The sequence below is a fragment of the Hymenobacter nivis genome, assembly GCF_006439025.1.
In the GTDB taxonomy this organism is placed as follows: Bacteria; Bacteroidota; Bacteroidia; order Cytophagales; family Hymenobacteraceae; genus Hymenobacter; species Hymenobacter nivis_A.
This window is the reverse complement of the sequence record NZ_RCYZ01000008.1, coordinates 171,675-195,648: the sequence shown is the minus strand read 5'-3', so window position 1 is coordinate 195,648 and position 23,974 is coordinate 171,675. Positions and strand designations below refer to the sequence as shown.

At 63.7% G+C, this 23,974-nt stretch carries 18 protein-coding genes; 13 read left to right on the top strand and 5 right to left on the bottom strand.

Annotated features, from left to right (window positions below):
- Positions 1-15: 15 nt before the first annotated feature.
- The 11 genes from EAH73_RS18335 (at position 16) to EAH73_RS18285 (ending at position 13,001) form a co-directional block, all read left to right on the top strand.
- Positions 16-3,522 carry a DUF4175 family protein gene (locus tag EAH73_RS18335; RefSeq protein WP_140468879.1) on the top strand — a complete coding sequence of 1,169 codons (3,507 nt, stop codon included), beginning with the start codon at positions 16-18 and terminating at the stop codon, positions 3,520-3,522.
- Between the two features lie 96 nt (positions 3,523-3,618).
- A complete protein-coding gene (locus tag EAH73_RS18330) occupies positions 3,619-4,059 on the top strand; it encodes an ATP-binding protein (protein ID WP_140468878.1) in 441 nt (146 codons plus the stop codon).
- Positions 4,056-4,553, top strand: coding sequence for an rRNA maturation RNase YbeY (ybeY, locus tag EAH73_RS18325; protein ID WP_240047328.1), 498 nt, complete (start codon positions 4,056-4,058; stop codon positions 4,551-4,553). The genes EAH73_RS18330 and ybeY overlap by 4 nt, the downstream gene beginning before the upstream one ends.
- Before the next feature lie 28 nt (positions 4,554-4,581).
- The gene (locus EAH73_RS18320) at positions 4,582-5,292 is read left to right on the top strand and encodes a GNAT family N-acetyltransferase (protein ID WP_140468877.1); all 711 of its coding nucleotides are present in this window, start codon (positions 4,582-4,584) and stop codon (positions 5,290-5,292) included.
- Positions 5,293-5,357: 65 nt separating this feature from the next.
- Positions 5,358-5,816 (top strand): GNAT family N-acetyltransferase, encoded by a 459-nt coding sequence (locus tag EAH73_RS18315; RefSeq protein ID WP_140468876.1) that lies wholly within the window; start codon positions 5,358-5,360, stop codon positions 5,814-5,816.
- Between the two features lie 104 nt (positions 5,817-5,920).
- Positions 5,921-7,789, top strand: a complete 1,869-nt coding sequence (gene mnmG / locus EAH73_RS18310) for a tRNA uridine-5-carboxymethylaminomethyl(34) synthesis enzyme MnmG (RefSeq protein WP_140468875.1) — start codon at positions 5,921-5,923, stop codon at positions 7,787-7,789.
- A gap of 169 nt (positions 7,790-7,958) precedes the next feature.
- Positions 7,959-8,852: a methyltransferase domain-containing protein gene (locus tag EAH73_RS18305; protein WP_140468874.1), complete on the top strand. Its 894-nt coding sequence runs from the start codon at positions 7,959-7,961 to the stop codon at positions 8,850-8,852.
- A 50-nt stretch (positions 8,853-8,902) separates the two neighbouring features.
- The gene (locus EAH73_RS18300) at positions 8,903-10,543 is read left to right on the top strand and encodes an Ig-like domain-containing protein (protein WP_140468873.1); all 1,641 of its coding nucleotides are present in this window, start codon (positions 8,903-8,905) and stop codon (positions 10,541-10,543) included.
- A 762-nt stretch (positions 10,544-11,305) separates the two neighbouring features.
- Complete coding sequence (locus tag EAH73_RS18295; protein WP_140468872.1) at positions 11,306-11,800, top strand: DUF4385 domain-containing protein; 495 nt, start codon at positions 11,306-11,308, stop codon at positions 11,798-11,800.
- Positions 11,801-11,873: 73 nt separating this feature from the next.
- Complete coding sequence (locus tag EAH73_RS18290) at positions 11,874-12,359, top strand: hypothetical protein (protein ID WP_140468871.1); 486 nt, start codon at positions 11,874-11,876, stop codon at positions 12,357-12,359.
- Between the two features lie 240 nt (positions 12,360-12,599).
- Positions 12,600-13,001, top strand: coding sequence for a hypothetical protein (locus EAH73_RS18285; RefSeq protein WP_140468870.1), 402 nt, complete (start codon positions 12,600-12,602; stop codon positions 12,999-13,001).
- 104 nt (positions 13,002-13,105) lie between these two features.
- Here the strand turns inward: EAH73_RS18285 and EAH73_RS18280 are convergent, their stop codons facing one another.
- The 5 genes from EAH73_RS18280 to EAH73_RS18260 all read right to left on the bottom strand — a co-directional run bounded on the left by EAH73_RS18280 (position 13,106) and on the right by EAH73_RS18260 (position 19,699).
- Positions 13,106-14,509, bottom strand: coding sequence for an inorganic phosphate transporter (locus tag EAH73_RS18280; protein ID WP_140468869.1), 1,404 nt, complete (start codon positions 14,507-14,509; stop codon positions 13,106-13,108).
- A gap of 209 nt (positions 14,510-14,718) precedes the next feature.
- Positions 14,719-15,717 (bottom strand): DUF4249 family protein, encoded by a 999-nt coding sequence (locus EAH73_RS18275; protein ID WP_161599599.1) that lies wholly within the window; start codon positions 15,715-15,717, stop codon positions 14,719-14,721.
- Positions 15,718-15,722: 5 nt separating this feature from the next.
- The gene (locus EAH73_RS18270; RefSeq protein WP_140468867.1) at positions 15,723-18,128 is read right to left on the bottom strand and encodes a TonB-dependent receptor domain-containing protein; all 2,406 of its coding nucleotides are present in this window, start codon (positions 18,126-18,128) and stop codon (positions 15,723-15,725) included.
- Between the two features lie 287 nt (positions 18,129-18,415).
- The gene (locus EAH73_RS18265) at positions 18,416-19,036 is read right to left on the bottom strand and encodes a porin family protein (protein WP_161599598.1); all 621 of its coding nucleotides are present in this window, start codon (positions 19,034-19,036) and stop codon (positions 18,416-18,418) included.
- A 45-nt stretch (positions 19,037-19,081) separates the two neighbouring features.
- On the bottom strand, positions 19,082-19,699 hold the full coding sequence (locus EAH73_RS18260; RefSeq protein WP_140468865.1) for a porin family protein: 618 nt from the start codon (positions 19,697-19,699) through the stop codon (positions 19,082-19,084).
- A 244-nt stretch (positions 19,700-19,943) separates the two neighbouring features.
- On the opposite strand from EAH73_RS18260, the gene EAH73_RS18255 reads away from it, so the two are divergent.
- Positions 19,944-21,455 carry a glycine--tRNA ligase gene (locus EAH73_RS18255; protein WP_140468864.1) on the top strand — a complete coding sequence of 504 codons (1,512 nt, stop codon included), beginning with the start codon at positions 19,944-19,946 and terminating at the stop codon, positions 21,453-21,455.
- A gap of 52 nt (positions 21,456-21,507) precedes the next feature.
- Entirely contained in the window at positions 21,508-23,946 is a 2,439-nt protein-coding gene (locus EAH73_RS18250; RefSeq protein WP_140468863.1) for an efflux RND transporter permease subunit, read from the top strand.
- Positions 23,947-23,974 lie beyond the last annotated feature (28 nt).

Genomic DNA, 23,974 nt, shown 5'->3' with positions numbered 1-23,974 from the left:
GACAAGACCTGACTTATGGCTGTAGTGGTGGAGCGCGACGCGCCCGGCACGGACCAGTACCCGGCGCTGGCGCGGGTGCGGGCCGAGCTGGAAGCCTTCAAGCGCAAGTTTTACCTGAATTTGTTGGTGCGGGGGGCCCTGGTGGCGGGCGGGTTACTGCTCACGCTGTTTGTGGCCTTCAACCTGCTTGAGTACTTCCTGTACCTGCCCACGGCGGTGCGGGCGGTCCTGCTGTTCGGCTTTTTGGGGCTGACGGCCTACGCCTTTGCGCGCTGGATTTGGCGGCCGCTGGCGGCCCTCACCAATTTGCGCCGCCTGCTGAGCGACGAGCAGGCCGCCCGCCGCGTGGGCGAACTGTTCCCGCAGGTACAAGACCGCCTCCTGAACGCCCTGCAGCTGCAAGGCCAGGCCCGCGGCAACGCCCTGGTGGCCGCCAGCCTAGAGCAGCGTGCCGCCCAGCTCGGCGAAATCTCCTTCGCCGAAGGCATTGACATTCAGCAGCAAAGCCGCCCGCTGTGGAAGTACGCGCTGGGGCCCCTGGCGCTGCTGGGGCTGGCGCTGGCCGTGTTTCCGAGCTTTTTGAAGCAGGGCACCGAGCGGATTTGGCACTACCAGCGGGCGTATTCACCGCCCGCGCCGTTCGAGTTCGTGCTGAAAAACAAGCAGCTGATGGCCTTCCGGGGCGAGAATTTCACCTTGGAGGTGACCGTGACCGGCAGCGCCCTGCCGGCCGAGGCCAGCGTGCGCTTCGGCGGAACCGAGCGCAAAATGCAGCGCGTGCCGGGCCACGCCGACCAGTTCCGCTACGTGTTCGAGCAGCCCCAGGCCGACGTGGACTTCCAGCTCACCGGCGCCGGCTTTGCCTCGCCCGAGCACCGGCTGGTGGTGCGGGAGCGGCCCAGCCTGCGCGACTTTAAGGTGCGCATTACCTACCCCGCCTACACCGGCCGGGGCCCCGAAACCGTGGAAAACGGCGGCAACCTGACCGTACCCGAGGGCAGCACCGTGCGCTGGGAATTTGCCACGGCCGCCACCCAAGCCCTGGCCTTGGTGTTTGAAAACCCCGCCGAAACCCTGGCCGCCCAGCGCGCCGGCGACGCCTTTGTGGCTACGCGGCAGGTGCTGCGCTCGCAGCCCTACCAGCTGCGGCTGCAAAACGCGGCCAGCCGCAACCCCGACCCCATCGCCTACCAGCTCACCGCTGTGCCCGACGCGCCGCCCACGCTCACGCTGGAGGTGTTTTCCGACACGGCCTCGCTGAACTTCCTGGCCCTGGGCGGCACCGTGCGCGACGACTACGGCCTCACGCGCCTGCTGCTGCACTACACGGTGCGCCGCGGGGGCCCCGGCGGCGCGGCGCGGGTGGTGGCGCTGGCACTGCCCCGCGAAAGCGCCGGCACCTACGGCTACACCTGGAACATTGGGGCCCTGGGCCTGAAGCCCGGCGACCGCCTCGAATACTTTGTGGAAGCTTGGGACAACGACGGCTTGCACGGCTCCAAGGCCACCCGCACCCGCCCAGCCGAGTTTCGGCTGCCCGGCCGCCGCGCGCAGGAGCAGCAGCTGGCCGCCGCCTCGCAGGCCGTGGCCAGCCAGATGAGCCAGGCCGCCAAGCAGAGCGAGAAGCTGGAGCGCGAGCTGGCCAAGACCTCCGACAAGCTGAAGACCAAGCGCGAGTTGAGCTTCCAGGACCGCAAGCAGCTCGAAAACATGCTCGACCAAAAGCAGCAGCTCAACCAGCAGGTGGAGCAGATGCAGAAGGCCTTCGAGCAGTTGCAGCAGAAGCAGGACCAGCTCGACCCCAAGAGCGAGGAACTGGCCAAGAAGGCCGACGAGCTGAAAAAGCTGATGGCCGACCTGCTCGACCCCGAAACCAAGAAGCTGTACGACAAGCTGCAAAAGCTGCTGGAGCAGCAAAAGCAGCCCGACGCCGAAATGCAGAAGCTGATGCAGCAGCTCGAAAACAAGGAGAACACCTTGCAGAAAGAGTTGGACCGGGCCCTGGAGATGTTCAAGCAGATGCAGTTTGACCAGAAGGCCGAAGCCACGGCCGACAAGCTGGAGAAGCTGGCCGAGGACGAGCAGAAGCTGGCCGAAAAAACCGCCCAGAATGACAAGGACAACCCCGACAATAAGGCCTCGAAGGAGCAGCAAAAAGCAGCGCAGGAGCAGCTCAAGCAAACCCAGGCCGAGAACCAGCAGCAGTTTGAGGACCTGAAAAAGGACTTGCAGGACCTCAAGCAGCTGGACAAGGAAATGGGTGACCAGAACGGGGCCGACGAACAAAAGCCCGAGCAAGAGCAAACCGACCAGGACATGGAGGAAGGCCAGCAGCAGCTGGGCAAAAACCAGAACCAGAAGGCCGCTGCCAAGCAGAAAAGCGCTGCCCAGCGGATGCAGAAAATGGCCAAGAAGATGCGCGACCAGATGGACCAGGAGGAAAGCGACCAGGCCCAGCAGAACATCGACGACCTGCGCTACATCCTTAAGAACCTGCTGACGCTCAGCTTCGACCAGGAAAGCCTGATGAAGGATTTCCGCCGCGTGGACCAGAGCGACCCACGCTTCGTGCAGCTGGGCCAGACCCAGCGCAAGCTGCGTGATGACTCGCGCATCATCCAGGACTCGCTGTACGCGCTGGCCAAGCGCGAGCCTAAGATTCAGAGCTTTGTGACCCGCGAAGTGGGCGAGATGAACGGCCGCATGGACGAGGCCCTGGGCCACATCCAGCAGCGCGACGTGAACCGCGCCACCGCCACCCAGCAGCAGGCCATGACCAGCATGAACAACTTGGCCCTGATGCTGAGCAGCTCCCTCAACGACATGCAGCAGGCCCAGGCGCAGGCGCAAGGGGCCCCCAAGGACGGCCAGGGCAAGCCCGGCCGCAAAAAAGGCAAGGGCAAGGGCAAAGGGCAGGGCCAGGGCAAAGGCCCCGGCAACCTGGGCCAAATGCAGCAGCAGCTCAACCAGCAGATTCAGCAACTCTCGCAAAGCGGCAAAACCGGGCGCGCCATGTCGCAGGAGCTGGCCAAGCTGGCCGGCCAGCAGCAGATGCTGCGCCAGGCCATGCAGCAGCTCGACCGGATGCAGAACCCGGGGGGCCCCGGCGGCAGCGGCAAGGACGGTGGTGGTAAGCCCGGCGGCAAGGACGGCAAAGGCAACAATCCCAGCGAGAAAGATGCCAAAGGAGAGCAGGGAGGGGGTGGTAGCGGCGAAGTGAAGAAACTAATGGAACAAACCGAAACCGACCTCGTAAACAAGCGCCTGACGGAGCAAACCCTGCTGCGCCAGCAACAGATTCTGACCCGCTTGCTGGAGGTAGAGAAATCGGCCCGGGAGCGCGACCAGGACACCAAACGCGAGGCGCAAACAGCTAAGCCACAACCGCCCGTGTTCCCGCCCGCCTTTGATAAGTACAAAGTTTCCGGCCAACGCCAAACCGACCTTTTGCGTACTAACCCGCCGACGCTCACGCCTTACTACCAACGCGAGGTGGGGGAGTACTTCCAGAAAATGAAATAATTTACCGCAGGGCCCCTGTTGGCTACCCTGTACTTATCGTTAAAGTTTTTAATTTTGCCGCCTAGCGCTTGTCGCTCTCCTTTGCACTTTGATGCTATGAAACAAGTAAAAATCCAGATTCCGTCCCTGGTCGAGAACATTCGCGTGGTGGAGAGCTTCATCGACAACTCGAAGGATACCTTTCAGATAGAGGACGATATCTACGGCAACATCATGGTGGCCGTGACCGAGGCGGTGAACAACGCCATTCGCCACGGCAACAAGTTCGATAAGGATAAGAACGTATACCTCTCGCTGTACGTGCTGCCCAACCAGCTCAAGTTTGAGATTGAGGACGAGGGCATGGGCTTCAACCACGAGAACCTGGACGACCCGACGGCCCCCGAAAACATTGAAAACCCCGGTGGTCGTGGCATTTTTCTCATCCGCCACCTGGCTGATGCGGTGGAGTTCAGCAACGAAGGCCGCCGCGTGGAGCTGACGTTCCAGTTGGCCCCCGCCGAAACCTCACCGCCCACCCCCACCGCCGCCGCGTGAACACTGCCCCGCCCGTAGAGCCGCCCGACTTTGCTTCGTTTCCGCCTGGGCCCCTGCACCACGAGGCCCCCGGCATCGAGTTTATGGTGGAAGACGCGCCCAACTTTGAACTGGCCGACGCCGAGGAATTGGTGGGCTGGATCGAGCGCGTAGCCGCTGTGCACGAGCACCGCATCGTGCAGCTCACCTACGTTTTCTGCTCGGACGAGTACCTGCACCGCATGAACGTGGAGTACCTGAACCACGATACGCTCACCGACGTCATCACCTTCGATAATGCCGACGATTCGGACATTTTGGAAGGCGATATTTTCATCAGTACCGAACGGGTGGCCGACAACGCGAAGGACCTGGGCGTCAGCTTCCGCGATGAGCTGCACCGCGTGATGATTCACGGCGTGCTGCACCTGCTGGGCTACCATGACAAGGACCTGCTGAGCCAAACGGCCATGCGCGCCAAGGAAGACCACTGCTTGGCGCTGCGCACCTTTTAGGGGCCCCGGGCCCACTTGTTTGCCCACTATGCCGCTCGTAATTCCCGGCCCCGCCCTGGATTACTACCTGGGCCTGGGCTACTACCGGATGCGGCAGGACCTGTTCACCTGCCAGTTTTTGCCCCACGACGGCCAGCTCCACACCGTGCATTGGCTGCGCGTGGTGCTGCGCGATGCGCAATGGGGCCCCAAGCAGCGCCACCTGCTGCGACGCAATGCGGCATTTGAGGTGGCGGTGCGGCCGTTTCGGCTCACGGCGGAGTACGAGGAACTGTACCACCTGTACTTTCAATCGCTTGATTTTGAAGCTTCGCCTACCCTGGCTGAGCTGTTGCTGGCCGACGACACGGCGCACTCGGTGTTTGACACGGCCGTGGTGGAAGTGCGCGACGGCGGCCGGCTGGTGGCGGCCGGCATTTTTGACCAGGGCGCCGACAGCATCGCCGGCATCGTCAACTTTTACCACCCGGCTTACCGCCAACATAGCTTGGGCAAGTACTTGATGCTGTTGAAAATAGCGCACGCCCAGGCGCAGCAGAAGACGTATTACTACCCCGGCTACGTGGTGCACGGCTACCCCAAGTTCGACTACAAGCTGTGGGCCTGCCCGGCGGCCACCGAGGTCTTCGACTGCTACCGCCGCCAATGGCCGCCGTTCTCTTGGGACGTGGTGGCGCAGCAATCAGCGGCCATCGTGGCCGATTGGCTGGCGCGGGAAGGGGCCGGCACTGAGGAGTAGGGCTTGGCCAGGGGCCCAACGGCACTAGCTAGGTAAATTACTCGTCCAAACCGTTCGCGCCCGCCATGCTCCGCCTCGTCCGTACCAATTCCGACAACCCCGATTTCCAGGCGCTGGTGGCGTTGCTCGACCGCTACCTGGCCGAAATCGACGGCGATGAGCACGTGTTCTACGCGCAGCTCAACCGCATCGACTACCTCGATACCGTGGTGGTGGCCTACCTCGGCGGCAGGCCCGTGGGCTGCGGGGCCTTCCGAGCGTACACGGCCGAGGCAGTAGAAATCAAGCGCATGTTTGTGCAGCCGGCGCACCGCGGGCAGGGCGTGGCTGGTGCCGTACTGGCTGAGTTGGAGGCGCGGGCCCGGGAAGCTGGCTACCCGGCCGCCGTGCTCGAAACGGGCAAGCGGCAGCCAGCGGCCATTCGGCTCTACGAGAAAAGCGGCTACGCCCGCACCGAAAATTTCGGGCAATACGCCGGGATAGAAAATAGCGTGTGCCTGCGCAAGGCAATGGGCCAGCCTTGACAGGGGCCCCGGCGCTAATCATTTTGTGGCGAACTTTGTAGGCGGTTTTCGTTGTCCTGCTACTCACGGGTTTACCCACCGCGACAACCTTACGCGCTAACGCTATGTTTCCTTCTTCCGAATACGACGTGATTGTGGTGGGCGCCGGCCATGCCGGCTGCGAAGCCGCCGCCGCCGCCGCCCGCCTGGGCTCGCGGGTGCTACTGGCCACCATGAACCTGAACACCATCGCCCAGATGTCGTGCAACCCGGCCATGGGCGGCGTGGCCAAGGGCCAAATTGTGCGCGAAATTGACGCCCTGGGCGGCCAGTCCGGCATCGTCACCGACCAAACCATGATTCAGTTCCGGATGCTGAACCGTTCGAAGGGCCCCGCCATGTGGAGCCCGCGCGCGCAGAGTGACCGGATGCGCTTCGCCGAAGCCTGGCGCCTGGCCCTGGAAGGCATCCCGAACGTGGACTTCTGGCAGGAATCGGTCACGGGCTTGCTGGTGGAAAACGGCGCCGTGGCGGGCATCGTCACCCAGCTCGGCATCGAGTTTAGGGCCCCCGCAGTGGTGCTCACCAACGGCACGTTCCTGAACGGGCTCATCCACATCGGCGAGAAAAACTTCGGCGGCGGGCGCGCAGCCGAGAAGGGCAGCCGCGGCCTGACCGAGCAGCTGGTGACGCTGGGCTTCGAGGCCGGGCGCATGAAAACCGGCACCCCGCCCCGCGTGGACGGCCGCAGCCTGGACTATTCCAAAATGGAAGTGCAGGCCGGCGACGCCGTGCCCGGCAAGTTCTCGTACCTCGACACTGAGCCGCTGGCCCAGCAGCGCCCGTGCTACATCACGTACACCAACGAGCGGGTGCACAACATTTTGCGCGAAGGGTTTGAGAAGTCGCCCATGTTCCAGGGCCGCATCAAGGGCCTGGGGCCCCGGTACTGCCCGAGCGTGGAAGACAAAATCAACCGCTTCGCCGACAAGGACCGCCACCAGATTTTTGTAGAACCGGAGGGTTGGTCAACCGTGGAGTGCTACGTGAACGGCTTTTCGAGCAGCCTGCCCGAGGACGTGCAGTATAGGGCCCTGCGCGAAATTGCGGGGTTTGAAAATGCCAAGATGTTCCGGCCCGGCTACGCCATCGAGTACGACTACTTCCCGCCCACGCAGCTGCGCGCCACCCTGGAAACCAAGCAGGTGGCGGGCCTCTACTTCGCGGGCCAGATCAACGGCACCACGGGCTACGAGGAAGCCGCCTGCCAGGGCCTGATGGCCGGCATCAACGCCCACAACAAGGTGCAGGGCCGCGAGCCGTTCGTGCTTTCGCGCAGCGAGGCCTACATCGGCGTGCTGATTGACGACCTCGTGAACAAGGGCACCGACGAGCCCTACCGCATGTTCACGAGCCGCGCCGAGCACCGCCTGCTGTTGCGCCAAGACAACGCCGACCTGCGCCTCACGCCCTTGGGCCACGCCCTCGGGCTGGCCTCCGACGAGCGCCTGGCCCGGGTGCAGCGCAAGCAGGCGCAGGCCGCCGAAGCCACCGAGCTGCTAAAGGACTTCGCCATCGAGGCCCCTACCATCAACCCGCTGCTGGGGGCCCTGAATTCGGCCGAAATCAGCGAGCGCACCCGCGCCGTGAACCTGCTGCGCCGCCCCAACCTGGAGCTGGCCGACCTGACGGGGGCCCTGCCCGCGCTGGCCGACGCACTGGCCGGCTTCGACGCCGAGGCGCTGGAGCAGGCGGTAATCGGCATCAAGTACGAGAGCTACTTGGTGAAGGAGCAGCAGCAGGCCGCCCGCATGCTGGAGCTGGAAAACTTCGTGATTCAGGGCCGGCTCGACTACCGCGCCATGCCCGCCCTCAGCCACGAGGCCCGCGAAAAGCTGCTCAAGATTCAGCCCGAAACGCTGGGCCAGGCCAGCCGCATCAGCGGCATCTCGCCAGCCGACGTGTCGGTGCTGATGGTGTACCTGAACCGCTAAGCCGCGTTTACTTTTCCGGGCCGGGCGGCCGGGGCCCCCGCGAACGGTGGGGCCCCGGCCGCCCGGCCCGGCCATTTACCTTTGCCGCGTTAGGCGCTGCGTTGCGGCGGCATTGGTCCGGAGCAATCCGGCCGGTGCTGCGCAACCAGGGCCCCAATCCGCACAGCCTGTGAATTACGAGAAAATAGCCAAGTGCCCGGTTTGTGGCAAAACCGAATTTCGCAACAAACTGGTGGTGGAAGACCGCACGGTGAGCCACGAGAGCTTCGCGGTGGTGGCGTGCGCAGCCTGCGGGTTTCAGTTCACGAACCCGCGCCCGGGGCCCGACGACATCGGGCGCTACTACGAATCGGCGGCCTACGTGTCGCACAACAGCGGGGCCGCCGGCCTCGTGAACCAGGTGTACCGCCTGGCCCGGGTGTTCACCATGCGCAGCAAAGTGCGCCTGCTGAACCGCTACGCCCCGCAGCGCGGCCGCGTGCTGGACTACGGCTGCGGCACGGGCCACTTCCTGGCCGCGGCCCGCGGCGCCGGCTGGCAAGTGGCTGGCCTCGAGCCCAACGATGCTGCCCGCGCCGACGCCGCCCAGCGCGTGGGCCAGCCCATTGGGGGCCCCGGTAGCCTGGCCGATTTGGAAGCAGGTTCGTTCGACGCCATCACCCTCTGGCACGTGCTCGAGCACGTGCACGCCCTGAACGAGACCCTGGCCCAGCTCGTGCGGCTGCTGCGCCCGGGCGGCGTGCTGCTCATCGCCGTGCCCAACGCGGCCAGCTTCGACGCCCAGCACTACGGGGCCCGGTGGGCGGCCTACGACGTGCCCCGCCACCTCTACCACTTCGTGCCCGCCACCATGGCCCGGCTGCTCAAAAAGCACCAGCTGGCCCTGCGCGCCACCCTGCCCATGCCCCTCGACGCCTACTACGTGAGCCTGCTGAGCGAGCCCGCCGAGGGCGGGGCCGGCCGCCTGCTGCGGGCCCTGCGCCTGGGCTACGCCTCCAACCGCGCCGCGGCCCGGCACGAAGGGCAATATTCGAGCCTGCTCTACGTAGCGGGGCGGGCCTGAGCCGCACCGGCCAGGGCCCCGAACTTACACCTTTGAACTACCCGAAGAACATGGCTTTTTGTGCCGAACGATGGCTGGCCGTGGCGGCCCTGGGGGCCCTGGCGAGCTGCGCGGCCGTGGCACCGCCCCAGGGGGGCCCCCGCGACGTGACGCCGCCGCGCCTCATCAGCAGCGTGCCCGACAGCGCGGCCCGCAACGTGAAATTGCAGTCGGTGCGGCTCGTATTTTCGGAGTACGTACAGGTGAAGGACCTGAGCAAGAACCTGCTCATCACGCCCCAGCTCGCGCCCGACAACAACTACAAGCTGCGCGAGGACCGCAACTCGGTCACGCTGCTGTTCGACAAGCCGCTGGCCGACAGCACCACCTACAGCTTCAACTTCCGCAACGCGGTGGTGGACATCACGGAGAGCCTGCCGGCCAAAAACGCCCAGCTTAGCTTTAGCACCGGCGCCGTGCTCGACTCTGGGGTGGTGCGCGGCACCGTCACGGACCTGCTCACGGCCCAGCCCATCGGCGAGGCCAGCGTGGCCCTGTTCCGGCTGGCCGACACGGCCGGCGTGCGCCGCGGCCGGCCCTACTACCTCACCCGCACCGATAAGAAGGGCGCCTACAACCTGGGCTTTCTGCGGTCCGGCACCTACCGCCTCTACGCCTTCGTGGACAAGAACACCAACAACCGCTTCGACGAGGGCGAGCACATCGGCTACCTGCCCGCGCCCGTGGCGGTGGGCCCCACGCCCCTCGTGGCCGATTTGCAGCTCACCCGGCCCGACCGCCGGCCGCCGCTGCTCACCACCCAAACGCCGGGGCCCACCGCGCTGCGCATCGCCTTCAACGAGGGGCTGGCCACCGCCGCCCTGGCCCCGCTGCCCGCCCCGGACCCCGCCCGCACCCCCGCCCCCGAGGCCGTGCAGCTCACCGACGGGGGGCGCAACTTGCTACTCTTCAAGTCAGCGGGCCTGGCCGATGGCCGCTACCTGCTCACGGCCACCGACAGCAGCGGCAACGTAGCCCGCGACACGCTGGCCGTGCGCTTCCCGGTGCCCGGGGCCAACGCCCGCAAGGCCCCCGAGGCCGTGGCCTACACCGTGGAGGGCAACCCGCGCAGCGTGTACCGCCAGGGCCGCGTGCGGCTCCAATTCCCGGTGCCCATGCTGGCCGTGGCCGGCCGTCCGGTGGGCACGCTGGTGGAGGACTCGGTGCGCCGCCGCCCCCTGCGCCTACCCGCCGACGCCACCTTCAACGCCGCCCGCACCGAGCTAACGGTGATGCTGAACACCCAAGCCAAAAACCGCGTCGAGCTGGTTATTGACAGCACCGCCCTGCTGCCCGTGACCGGGCAGGCCCTGCGCTGGCCCCGCCGCCCGCTGCGCTTCGAGCTGGGCGAAGTAGACCCCGACGGCACCCTGTTCGGCACCATCAAAACCGAGCGCAAAAGCTTCGTTTTGCAGCTCCTGAACGACAAGTACGAGGTGGTGCAGGCCCTGGCCTCGCCCGTGGGCAAGTACCGCTTCGAGCACGTGCCCCCCGGCAAGTACCGCCTGCGCGTGCTCGTGGACGCCAACGGCGACGGCCGCTGGCAGGGCGGCAACCCCGACCTGATTACGGCCCCCGAGCCGGTGGTTTTGCTGCCCAAAGTGGTGCAGCTGCGCTCAAACTTCGAAATCGAAGAACCCGTCGCATTTTAGCCCGAGTAATCCACATTGGGGGATAACTTTAGGCTATTTCCAGTTACTGAGGGCCTTTTTGGGCGGTAATCCACCGGTTTTCCACCGGGTTTTCCACATGCCTTTGCCCGGGGCCCTGTTTTGGTGGATAACCTGGGGGAAACCCACCGGCCGCGTGGGGATAACATGCGCACAACTTTATTTGGTGGGAGAGGGACCTCACACAGGGCGCGCGGCCGGTGGACAACCGGGGATAACTCCCCCACCAGATATGCCCAATCCCCAGCGGCCCCGCCCGGTGGATTGTGCGTATGTGGAGAACGTGGGGATAGGTGGAAAAGGCAATCAACGTGCTGATGCACAGCCGAATGATATCCACATTGCCGGTGGATATCCGGTGGACAACCCCTGCTTTACCCACAAGTTATCCGCACGGTGGATAACCCCACCGAGTTGTCCACTTATTAACGTCCCTAATAACTGGAAATAGAAAGGGTTTTTTTGAAAAAAAATTTAATCAAAGTTTATCCAGGTGGAAAACTCCCGGCCCTTGCCCCCGGGCCACTCTTGCCGGCTGGGGCCCCGGGGCTGGCCAGCCGGGGGCCCCGCGCATTCCCACCGGGGCCCCAGCCGACCCGTTATCCCCACGGTTATCCACCTTATCCCCACCGAGGGCCCCCGCCGGGCGGTTGGCCCCACAGTTATTCACCTTATCCCCCTTGGGGCACCACGCCGGGCGGTTATCCACGTACTTATCCACTTTATCCCCACCCGGGCCCCGTTATGCCGTTCGATTACACCCTCGATTTCCACACCGTCGATTTTCGCCAGCACCCCGAGCTCTACCGCGTGGGGCGCGGCGAGCAGGGCGTGCTGCTGGTGCAGCCCTACAAGGGCGAGATTCTGCCCCACTGGCGCTTCAAAGACGCGGCGGCGGCCACGGCTTCCTCAGAAGCTATTTGGGGCCTGTTTGAGGCGTATTTGAAGGCCGAAGATTTTGTGGGGGCCGACATGGCCCGCAAGTTCCTGCAAATGGGCTTCACCCGGGCCCGGCGCTACGCCAACCACCGCGGCGGCAAGAAGTACGACGGCCCCGTGCCGGCCGACAAAAAAGGCCAGTCCGGGGCCCACGGCCGCGCCGAGCTGCCCCGCACCGCCGCCCCCGACCCCGACAAGGTAGCGGCCGCCGAAATCTTCGGCCGGCAGTGGGACGCGGCCAAAGTCCACCCCGAATACGTGCGCCAGAAAGAGGCCTTCATTGCCCGCTACGGCAAATAGCCGGGCCCCCGGCCAACGCCGGGGCCCCCGGCTGCGTTCTTACCTTTGCGTATCACTTTTACTTATCAGCCCAATGGCAACCATTCAGCCCTCCAGCATCGAGGAAAACGAAATTACCCTGGGCACCGGCATGGGCCTGCTGCGCTTCGGCGCCACCATGGATGAGGTGCGGACCCTGGTGGGCGAGCCCGAGGAAATCGAGGAATCGGAAGACGAAGACGAGTTTGAGCACCAAGAGTGGGTGTACCACGAGGAGGAATACCTCGTGTCGCTGTACTTCGACCGCGAGGACGACTTCCGCCTGAGCTGCATCGAAACCGACAACCCTAACATGCGCCTGTTCGGCGAGCCCATCCAGGGCAAGTCGCTCGAAGCCATCCAGGCCCTGATGCAGCGCAACGGCGTGGCCGACGCCGAAGTGGAGAACATGGACGGCGGCGAGGTACGTCTGAGCTATGAGCAATCAATGATTGATTTGTACTTCGACGAGGGAACGCTTCAATTCGTCAACTTCGGCGTCTTCATCAACGACGACCTGGAAGTGCAGTGGCCCAAATAGGTTCCCTGGGTTATCCACAAAATACCCCTTTTTCGCTGTGGATAAGTGGATAACTAGGTGAAAACGGCCCGTTTATCGCGGCAATTACGGGTCGGGCCCGGTACTTGCCCCCCAAGCAAAAGCGGCTGCTCCCCGACCGGGGGCAGCCGCTTTTGCTTGGGGCTGCGGGTGGGAGATAGTGCAAACAAATATATTTTTTTATATATTCGTCAAACCGCCACCATTCAACCAGCTTTCGCCATGAAAAAAGTTCTTTGTTGTTTGCCCGTTCTGTTTGCGTGCGCCGGGGCCCTGCCCGCCCGGGCCCAGCAGCCGCTGGCCGGCACCGCCTGGGCCGGCACCGCCCTCGTCCCCGAGCCTACGGAAATCGTGTTGCAGTTCAAGCAGGACACGGTGGTCATGTTCATCAAGGACAGCAAGCAGGTGGCCGAGACCATGCACTACACGCAGAAGGGCAACAATCAATTTGTGTGGCAGAAAATAAGCGGCGGCAGCCCCTGCGACACCCAAACGCCCGGCACCTGGTCCTACAAAATCAAGAAGGACGAGGTCATGTTCACCCCCGTAAACGACCCGTGCCCGGGGCGCACGCAGGCCACGCTGGGCACGCCCTTCAAGAAAACAACCTGGCCCACCCCGTAGCCCCTGGGGCCCCCGCTACCCCCCGAACGCAGCAACGCCCGGCGCACTTGGTAGTGGCCGGGCGTTGTTGTAGGGGCCCCAAGGGGCAGCAAGTGGGAATACGTTTACCCCAGCACGGCGCGGAAGAGCAGGAACAGGGCCCCGGAGAGCACCATCGTGACGGGCACGGTGAGCACCCAGGCCAGGGCGATGTTGCGCACCATCTGGGGGTTCAGGTTTTTGATGCCGCGGTTGGCCACCATGCTGCCGGCAATGGCCGAGGAGAGCACGTGCGTGGTGGACGAAGCCAGGCCGAAGGCCGTGCTGGCCCCGATCATGGCGGCGGCCACCAGCTCGGAGCTGGCGCCCTGGGCGTAGTTGAGGTGCTCCTTGCCGATGCGCTCGCCGATGGTGGTCACGATGCGCTGCCAGCCGATCATGGTGCCGCAGGCCAGCGAGAGCGAGACCACCAGCAGCACCCACCAGGGGGCGTAGTCGGTGAAGGTTTTCATCTCCTTAATGGCCCCGTCGTAGGTGGCGCGGTCCTGGGTGCTGAGGCTCACCTTATCGGAGCCGAGCAGCGATTTGGCGCGGTTGGCGGCCAGCAGGATGGCGCGGCGGATTTCGAAGCGGGCGTTTTGGGGCAGCTGGGCCACGTCGGTTTTGCCGGCAAATACGCGGTCGAGGCTCGCGGTCTGGGCGTTCACTTCGGCCAGCAGCTTCTGGTCGGCGGGGCTCAGCTCGGCCTGGTTCACGCGGCCCATTACGAACTCAATCTTGGTCAGCGACTCGCGCAAATCGAGCGGGTTCTTGCTCTGGTCGAGGGCGTAGAAGGTGGGCACGATGCCGATGAGGATGAGCATGATCAGGCCCACGCCCTTCTGGCCGTCGTTGGAGCCGTGGAAAAAGCTCACCAGCGTGCACGTAACCACCAGCAGCAGCCGGATCCAGAGGGGCGGGGGCTTGCGCTTGTGCGGCTCCTTGAAGATGGCCTTGCTCTTTACGAAGCGCTTGAGCAAGAACATCATGCCGATGGTGAAGGTGAAGCCCAGCACCGGGCTGGTAATGAGCGCCAGGCCCGTTTCGCCGGCCTTGCTCCAGTTCACGGCCGCGCCCTTGGAGCCCGGCAGCAGCGAAAAGGCGATGCCCACCCCGAGGATGGAGCCGATGAGGGCGTGCGACGAGCTGGAGGGCAGGCCGTAGTACCAGGTGCCCACGTTCCAGATGATGGCGGCCACAATCAGGGCCCCCACCATGGCAATGCCGTGGTACACGTTCTGGTCCACGAGGCTCTCGACGGGCAGCAGGTACACGATGCCCATGGCCACGCCAATGCCGCCGGCAAACACGCCGATGAAGTTCCAGAATGCCGACCAGACCACGGCCACCCAGGGCCGCAGCGTGTTGGTATAAATGACCGTCGCCACGGCATTGGCCGTGTCGTGGAAGCCATTGACGAACTCGAACGCGCAGGCGGCCAGCAGGCACACGCCCAGCAGCAGCAACACATGTGGTTCTAATCCAAACATATAAAAAGAAATTGGTGGGTAAGCGGAGTGCAGTTCGGGGCAAAGGTAGCGGGGTATTAAGCAGCGGCTATGTTACCGAATTGTGACCACAAATGCCCCATTGCCTAGCGAATGGGGCAATGCGTGTCGGTAGGGGCCCCGTGGCCAAACGCAAAAAGCCCGGCTGAGCCGGGCTTGTGGGGGCGCATGAGGCGCAATGCAAATGGTACTTAAAGCGGAATGCGCAGCACTGTGTCGCTGGCCCCGGCAAACAGCCCGTAGCCGCCCGGCACGTTGGAACGCAGCGGCGCGGGCTCGGCAAAGATGCTTTGCTCGGTGTCGTAGTAGCGCAGCACGGACAGGTAGTAATTGTACGTATCAACGGGGATGGCGCTCACCAGTACCTCGACGAAGGCCGGCGCCGGCGGGTTGGGATAATTGCCAAAGCCGCTCGGCGGGCTGTAATAGTACCGCACCTTGCCGCTGTACACTAGGCGCTGGCCGTTGCGGCCGGCGTCGCTCACAGGCAGCGTTTGGTAAAAGGTGCCGGGGTCGGAGAGGTCGAAGCGGTTTAGGTTGACGTCGGGGCCCACTTGGTCGTCGCGGTCGCTGTTGTCTTGGAATACGCGGCCCCAGGGCTGGCCGTTGGCGTCCAGCACCCGGGCGTAGGCCAGGTAATAGTTGGCGGTGGCCGCATCGTCGGCTATTGCGAAGGAGAGCCGGCCGAAGCGGTTGCCGGACGGTGAAAACGACGCGGGCGGGTTAGGTACGAAGCTGCCGGCCCCCAGTACGGGCACGGCCGGTAGGGCCAGCGCGGCTTCCACGGTTTCCACGCCCGGGGCGCTGGCCCGCAGGGTGTAGCGCTGGCCGGGCTGGCCCACGTAGCCGCGGGTGGGCGCGTAGTAGCCGCGCAGGCTATCGGAGCCGTAGGGGGCCCGGTTTTTGGCCCGGAACTGCTCCACTACCTGCCCGGCGTCGTCGCGCAGCTCCACCGTGGCGTCGGCGCGGCCCGCCAGATTCTTGGTGACCAGCACGCCCTGGCTGGTGCTCACGTACAGGTCGCGGGCATCGTAAAAATTCCAATTGCCGGCCTGGGTCACGCCGTTGGTCAGGGTATAGGTGAGGGCCAGCCGGGGCGTGTGGGCCGGCGGCTCCACGTTCACCACCGATTCGCAGCCGGCCAGGGCCCCCGCGGCGGCCAGCGGCAGCCAGAGAAAGGATTTTTTCACAGCGCTCAAAATTTAAAGGCCTTGCTGACCGAGGGGATGATGGGAAACAGCGACACCTGGCGGTAGCTGGCCGGCCGGGCCACCGTGCCGTCGTTGTTAAAGTAAGCCCCCTGGAAGTACAGGTAGTAGGGGTTGTTGCGGCTGTACACGTTGTAGATGGAGAGGCTGTTGACGATTTCGCCCCAGCGCTTTTTCTTGGTTTTGCTCAGGTCCAGGTCGAAGCGGTGGTAGGCGGCCATGCGGTACGAGTTGCGGTCGCCGTAGTCATTATAAACCTGCTGGGGGTCGGTCTGGAAGCGGCCCGAGGCGAGCGTGGTGGCGTTGCCCGTGCCGTACACCCACGTGCCCGAGAGCGTGAGGGTGGGGCTGAAGTGGTGGATGACGACCAAGGAAATGTCGTGCCGCCGGTCGTACTTGTAGGGAAACGCGCGGCCCCCGTTCAGCTCGGGGAAGCGGCGGGTGCTCCAGGCCAGGGTGTAGCCCAGCCAGCCGGTGGTGCGGCCGGTTTTCTTCTGCAAAAACAGCTCGCCGCCGTAGGCCCAGCCCTGGCCGCTGGTCACCTTGCTCTGCCAGTCGCTGTCGGTGGTGTTCAGGAAGCTGGCCCCCTCGCGGTACTCCACCAGGTTGCGCATGGGCTTGTAGTAGGTCTCAAAGCTGAACTCAAACGCCTCGCCTTTGTAGCGCAGCGTGCGGGCCGCACCTAGGCTGATTTGGTGCGCCAGCTGGGGCCGCACCGCCGCCGTGGCCGGCACCCATAGGTCGGTGGGCAGGCCGATGCCGCTGTTGGTAAGCAGGTGGATGAACTGCGTGGTGCGGGCGTAGGCCGCCTTCAGGGCCCACTCGTCGGTGAGCATAAAGCGGGCGGCCAGGCGCGGCTCCAGCGACGGGTAGGCCTTGCCGTCCACGAAGTAGCCGTTCAGGCGCAAGCCGGCGTTCACCTTCAGCCGGTTGCTGAGGCGGTAGTCGTCCTCAACGTACAGGGCGCTTTCGGTGGCCAGCACGCGGCTGCCCAAGGTGGCGCCGCTCCGGGCCGTGTCCACGCGCTCGGTTTGGGCAAAGGCCCCGGGGCGGAAGGCGTGCCGCGTGAGCTGGGCCCCAAACCGCACGTAGTGGTCGGGTGAGGGCGCGTAGTCGAAGTCCGTTTTCAAGCTAAAGTCGCGGATGTTCGAGAAGTAGCGCAGGCTACCGGTGGTGGTTCGGGTGTCGGCCTGGCCTGGGGCCCCAATACGGTCCTCCCGGTCCTGGCCCACGTCGAACTGGTACTGGCTGTAGGTGAGGTGGGTGTTCAGAAACAGCCGGTCGTTCACGACGTGGTTCCAGCGCAGGGCCCCCGTGAGGTTGCCCCAGCCGAGGTCAACGTCGGAGCGGGTGTAGGTGGCCTGGGTAGCGTCGGCGTCGCGGGTGTGGGCGTAGAAGTTGTCGGAGCCCCGGTAGGCGCTCAGGTACAGGCGGTCGCGGCGGCTGAGCTTCCAGTTGAGCTTGCCGTTGAGGTCGTAGAAGTAGTAGCCCAGCGTGCCGGCCAGCTTTTCACTGGCCAGCTGCCGCTTCACAAACGGCCGGGCCACCACGTCGATGTAGGTGCGCCGGGCCGAGACGATGAACGAGGCCACGTCCTTCTTAATGGGGCCCTCCAGCGTGATGCGCGAGGCCACCAGCCCGATGGCCCCCTCGCCGTGAAAGGCCTGGTCGTTGCCCTCCTTCATCGAAATATCGAGCACCGACGAGAGCCGCCCGCCGTAGCGCGCCGGAAACCCGCCCTTGATCAGCTCCACGTTGTTGAGGGCGTCGGCGTTGAAGACCGAGAAGAAGCCGAACAGGTGGGAGGCGTTGTACACCGGCGTGCCGTCGAGCAAAATCAGGTTCTGGTCGGGCGAGCCGCCGCGCACGTACAGGCCGCTGGTGCCCTCGCCGCCGCTCTGCACGCCGGGCAGCAGCTGGAGCACCTTCAGCACGTCGGTTTCGCCCATGAACTTGGGGAGGCTCTTAATCTGGGCGATGGGTACGTTGATGGTGCCCATGCGCGTACTATGGGGCCCCCGGTCCTCGCCCTGGCGGTCGGCCACCACTTCCACGCCGGCCAGCTCGTTGGGCGCGGGCGCCAGTAGGAAGTCGTGGCCCGCGCTGCCGGTGGCCGGGGCGGCCCAGCGGCCGCGGGCGTAGCCCACGTAGCTCGTTGTCAGCCGCACCGAGTCGAGGCCCGCGGTGGGCAGCGTGAGGGAGTAGAAGCCGTAGGTGTTGGTAGCAGTGCCCAGGCCGGTGCCGGCCTGCACCACGGCCACCCCAATGAGGTTTTCGCCCGTGGCCCGGTCGCGCACGTAGCCGCTGATGGTGACGTGGGCCGGCCCTTGGGCACATACGGGCCCCGCGCCGAACCATAAGCCCGGTAACAACCAGCAGTAAGGTAGCTTCATAGAAAGGAAAGGAGGACAGGGTAGCGTCCAGGGGGAGTAGGGGCCCTAAAGTAGCAGGTCGGGGCCCCAAGTATGAGTATTCGATGAGCCGATAGTTACCCATTCAGTTGCTTTCGACCGGAAAAGACTGTGGCCCCCGCCGAGCCCGAAGAGGAAGCTATAGGGCCCCCAGCGCCCTTGCTGTGGTCGAAAAGCCCCGACCAACGGGCAGAACCAAAACCAAACGGCAGCAAAAAGCCCGTCTTTTCTGAAAAAACGGGCTTTTTGCTATTGTTCAGGGCTGCGGCTTACTTCCCGCCGAACATGTATGTCAGGTACAGCTGAAAGACGCTGTTGCGGACGCCTTCGCCGATGTAGAAATCAGTGGCGTTTTTGAAGCTGCCGTTGTAGCGCAAGCCAATGCCCGGTCCGGCAGGCAGCTGGTAGCCCAGGCCCGCGGCATAGCCAAAGTCCACCGTTTTGTAGTCTTTACGGTTGCTACGGGAGTTGCTGGGTGTGGTGGCGTTGCCATCCCGTTCAAACTTGGCCGCTACCAGGTAACCAAACTGGGGCCCTGCTTCGAAGAATAAGCCACCGGCGTTAATGCGCGCCAGCACAGGTACATCAATGTAATGTAGCGTCGCCCGGCTATTAACGGGGTTACCAGAAAATGGATCGATTCCACTGACTTTGTATCCCTTCATGGAGTACAGTAGCTCGGGCTGAATCGAGAAGCCGTCGCTGAGTGGCAGGTTGGCCACGAATCCGCCGTGGAAACCAACCTTATTCTTAAAGTCGAAAGCCGGTGCTTCACTGCCAACCACATTGGTAAGCGAAGCGCCGGCTTTAATGCCAAATGAGGGGCTTTGGGCCTGGGCCGCGGCGGCCGTAACGGCCAGCAGCGCGGTGGCGAGCAGGGTTTTTTTCACGCGAAACGGGTAGAGGATAGGCGTGGAGAAAATGCTGGGTATAGTTTACTTCCCACCAAACATGTAGGTCAGGTACAGCTGGAAGGCGCTGTTGCGGATACCCCGGCCGTTGTAGTATTCTTGGACATTCTTAAACCCACCGTTGTAGCGCAAGCCGATGCCCGGTCCGGTGGGCAGTTGGTAGCCCAGGCCCGCGGCGTAGCCAAAGTCCACCTTGCGGTAGCCGTCGCGGGTGTTGTAAGAAACGGCTGGGCCACTAGCGTTGCCGTCCCGCGCAAACTTGGCCGCTACTAAATAACCAAACTGGGGCCCTGCTTCGAAGAATAAACCGCCGGCGTTAATGCGCGCCAGCACGGGTACATCAATGTAGTGCAGCGTCCTCCGGTTATTGAAGGGGTTACCAGATGGGTCGATTCCACTGGCTTTATAGCCCTTCATGGAATATAAAAGCTCGGGCTGGATGGAGAAAACGTCGCTGAGCGGCAGGTTGGCCACGAATCCGCCGTGGAAACCAACCTTGTTCTTAAAGTCGAAGCCCTCGGCGCCATCCCCAACCGCATTGGTCAGCGAAGCGCCGGCCTTGATGCCGAACGAGGGACTTTGGGCCTGGGCCGCGGTGGCCGCAATGGCCAGCAGCGCGGTGGCGAGCAGGGTTTTTTTCATGTGAAAATGGTAGAAGGTAGGCGTGGAAGGGATGGATAATTGGTAAAAGTACTGGCTGGGTTGCGCGGCTTTGGGGACCTGGGCCGGCGGCAGGGGCCCTAGAGGCAGGGCGCTGGGGGCCCTGAGTTTTTAGTGAGCCGACGCGGGGCCGTTCGGTTGCTTTCGGCCCAGAAAATATTCGGCGTGCCGGCCAGCTACCTGCTTGTACCTATTCAGGTACAAGCAGGCGCTAACTTTGCCCCTTATGAGCAACCCCACTGCCCCCGCCGACGCGGCCCAGCTGAAAGACATCGTGGCCCACGCCAAGGAATACGGCTTCGTGTTCCAGTCCTCCGAGATTTACGACGGCCTGGCCGCCGTGTACGACTACGGCCCCAACGGCGTGGAGCTGAAAAACAACCTCAAGCGCCTGTGGTGGGAGGCCATGACGCAGCTGCACGACAACGTGGTGGGCCTCGACGCCGCCATTTTCATGGACCCCCGCACCTGGGAGGCCAGCGGCCACGTGGCGGGCTTCAACGACCCGCTCATCGACAACCTCGACAGCAAGAAGCGCTACCGCGCCGACGTGCTGCTGGAGGAAAAAGCCGCCGAATACGAAAAAGCCGGCGACCCCGCCCGCGGCGCCGCCCTCACCGCCGAGATGGGCCGCCGGCTGACGGCCAACGACTTGGCCGGCGTGCGCCAGCTCATTATCGACGAGCAAATTACCTGCCCCGTGTCGGGCACCGGTAACTGGACGGAAGTGCGCCAGTTCAACCTGATGTTTTCGACCCAGGGCTCGGCCGTGGACTCGGACGCGCCGCCCGTGTACCTGCGGCCCGAAACGGCCCAGGGCATTTTCGTCAATTTTCTGAACGTGCAGAAGTCGGCCCGCCAGAAGGTGCCGTTCGGCATTGCCCAGATTGGCAAGGCGTTCCGCAACGAGATTGTGGCCCGGCAGTTCATCTTCCGGATGCGCGAGTTTGAGCAGATGGAGATGCAGTTCTTCGTGCGCCCCGGCACCGAGGAGCACTGGTACACCACCTGGAAGGCCGCCCGCCGCCGCTTCCACGAGGCCCTGGGCCTGCCCGCCGCCAAGCTGCGCTTCCACGACCACGACAAGCTGGCCCACTACGCCAAGGCGGCCGTGGATATTGAGTACGAGTTCCCCTTCGGCTTCAAGGAGATGGAGGGCATTCACTCGCGGGGCGACTTCGACCTGACCCAGCACCAAAACCTGAGCCGCAAGAAGCAGCAGTACTTCGACGCCGACATCGACCCCGCCACCGGCAAGGCCTACGGCAACTACGTGCCCTTCGTGGTGGAAACCTCGGTGGGCGCCGACCGCCTGTTCCTGGCCACGCTTTGCGAAGCCTTTGCCGAGGAAACCATCACCGAAGGCGAGGGGGAAGCCCAGCAAACCAAGACCCGCACCTTCCTGAAGCTGCACCCGGCGGTGGCCCCGATCAAGGCGGCCATTTTCCCGCTGGTGCGCAAGGACGGCATGCCCGAAAAGGCGCAGCAAATCTTTGACGACCTGCGCTTTGACTTCCGCGTGACGGTGGAGGAGAAGGACGCCATCGGCAAGCGCTACACCCGCCAGGACCTGATCGGCACGCCCTTCTGCATTGTGGTGGACGGCCAAACGCTGGCGGACGATACCGTGACCGTGCGCCACCGCGACACCCGCGAGCAAACCCGCATGCCCATCAGCGCGTTGCGGGGGTACATTGGGGAGGCTGTAAGCTTTCGCCGCGTGTTTGAGAAGCTGTAATTTCCCGCGTTGGAAGAAACCGGTGAGGGCCCTGTCTTAAAACCTGAAGCTTATGTGGGGACATATCGCCCTCTTTATCATCAAGTACCGCATCTGGCTGCTGAGCCTGATTGGGGTTTCGACCGTGTACATGGCCTGGGTGGCCAAGGACGTGGAGATGACCTACGACTTTGCCCAGGTGGTGAGCCCGAAGGACCCCGACATGGTGTACTTCCAGCAGTTCAAGAAAACCTTCGGCGAGGACGGCAACATCCTCGTGCTGGGCATGCAGGACAGCTCGGTATATAAGCTCAAGAACTTCACGCAGTTCCAAAGCCTCACCGATACGCTGGCCAAGGTGCAGGGCGTGTCGGGGGTGCTGGGCATCACGCGCCTCATTCAGATTGAGAAGGATACGGCCCAGGGGCGGTTCGTGACGGCCCCCGTGTTTAGGGCCCCGCCGCGCTCGCAACGCGAGTTGGATTCGCTGCTGCGGGTAGTGAACAGCATCGAGTTCTACAAGGGCCAGATTGTTGCGCCTCGCTCCGGAGCTACGCTGCTGGCCGTCACGCTCGACCCGGCCTACCTAAACTCCAGCCGCCGGCAGGCGGTGATGAACAACATCCTGGGCCACGCCGGGCGGTTTGAGAAAACCACTGGCATTAAGCTGCACTACGCGGGCCTGCCCTACGTGCGCTCGACGATGACCACGAAGGTGGCCGGCGAGATGAAATTCTTCGCCCTGCTGGTGCTAGTGGTGATGGGCGTCACGCTGTTTCTGTTCTTCCGCACGTGGTCAGCGGTGGTGTTTCCGCTGCTGGTGGTGGCCATCGTTATGGTGTGGTGCATTGCCAGCATCGTGCTGCTGGGCTTTAAAATCAACCTGCTCACGGGCCTGATTCCGAGCATTTTGGTGGTGATTGGGGTGCCCAACTGCACCTACCTGCTCTCGCGCTACCACTACGACTACCGCAAATCGGGCAACCAGGTTCTGGCCATGACGCGGGTAATCCGCAAAATCGGCCTCATCACCCTCATGAACAACACCACCACGGCCATCGGCTTCGTGGTGTTCACCTTCACCGACATCGCCATTCTCTACCAGTTTGGGATGGTGGCCACGATCAACATTTTCGTGGCCTTCGTTATCAGCTTTATCATGATTCCGGCGGTGTTCACCTTACTGCCGCCGCCCACCGAAAAGCAGCTCGAACACCTCGACTCGAAGCCGCTGATGGGCATCATTCACTTCCTCGATTACATCGTGCTCAACCGCCGCGGCACCGTGTACCTGGCGGCGCTGGGCCTGATCGTCATCGCTGGCTTTGGTATCCGCAAGATCGAGGCCGTGTCGTTCATGGTGGACGACCTGCCCAAGTCTAGCTCGGTGAATACCGACCTGGACTTCTTCCAGGCCCACTTCAGCGGGGTGATGCCGTTGGAGTTTGCGGTGGACACGGGCAAGCCCAACGGCCTGCTCAAGCTGCCCAACCTGCAGAAAATCGACCAGTTCGAGAACTTCCTGCGGGCCCAGCCCGAGCTGTCGCCGCCCATCAGCATCGTTACGTTCATCAAGGCCGCCACCCAGGCGTTCTACAACGGTAGCCCGGACTTCTACCACTTGCCCGACAATTCGGACAAGAATTTTATCCTGAGCTACTTGGGCAACTCCAAGGGCACTGGCGCGGGCACCGATAGCAAACTCATCCGCTCGTTCATTGATGGTAAATCGCAGACTGCCCGCATTAGCCTGAAAATAGCCGATGTGGGGTCGCACAAGCTCGATACGCTGGTGAACCGCCGCATCCAGCCCGCTATCGACCGCATTTTCAAGGGCACGGGCATGAAGGTGACGCGCACGGGCACGACGGTAATTTTCACCAAGGGCAACGAGTACGTCATCGGTACGCTGCAGGAAAGCCTGCTGTGGGCCTTTGGGCTGGTGGCGCTGGTGGTGCTGCTGCTGTTCCGCTCGTTCCGCACCATCTTCTACGCTTTGGTGCCCAACATCGTCACGCTCTCGCTCACGGCCGGCATCATGGGCTACATCGGCATTGCCCTCAAGCCCAGCACAGCCCTGATCTACGTGATTGCGCTGGGCATCGACGGCGACAACTCCATCCACCTGCTGGCCAAGTTCCGGCAGGAGATGGCCATCGCGGGGCGCACCGTGCGCGAGGCCATCACCAACACGCTGAGCGAGGCCGGCACGAGCATGATCTACACCAGCATCGTGCTGTTTATCGGCTTCAGCATCTTCGCCTTCAGCGAGTTTGGGGGCACCAAGGCCCTGGGCGTGCTGATGGGGGCCTCGCTGCTCATCACCAACTTCTCAAACCTGGTGCTGCTGCCGGCGCTGCTCGTCACCTTCGAGCACGCCAAAAACGAAACGATCCCCAGCGGGGCCCCCATTCGCCACTACGACGACAGCTACCACGAGGAAGACGACGACATAGACCAGAACCTGCAACGCCTGAGCGTGGAGCGCGCCAAGCCGGCGAAAACGGTTTGAATAGAATATTCAAAAAGAACGTTGTGCT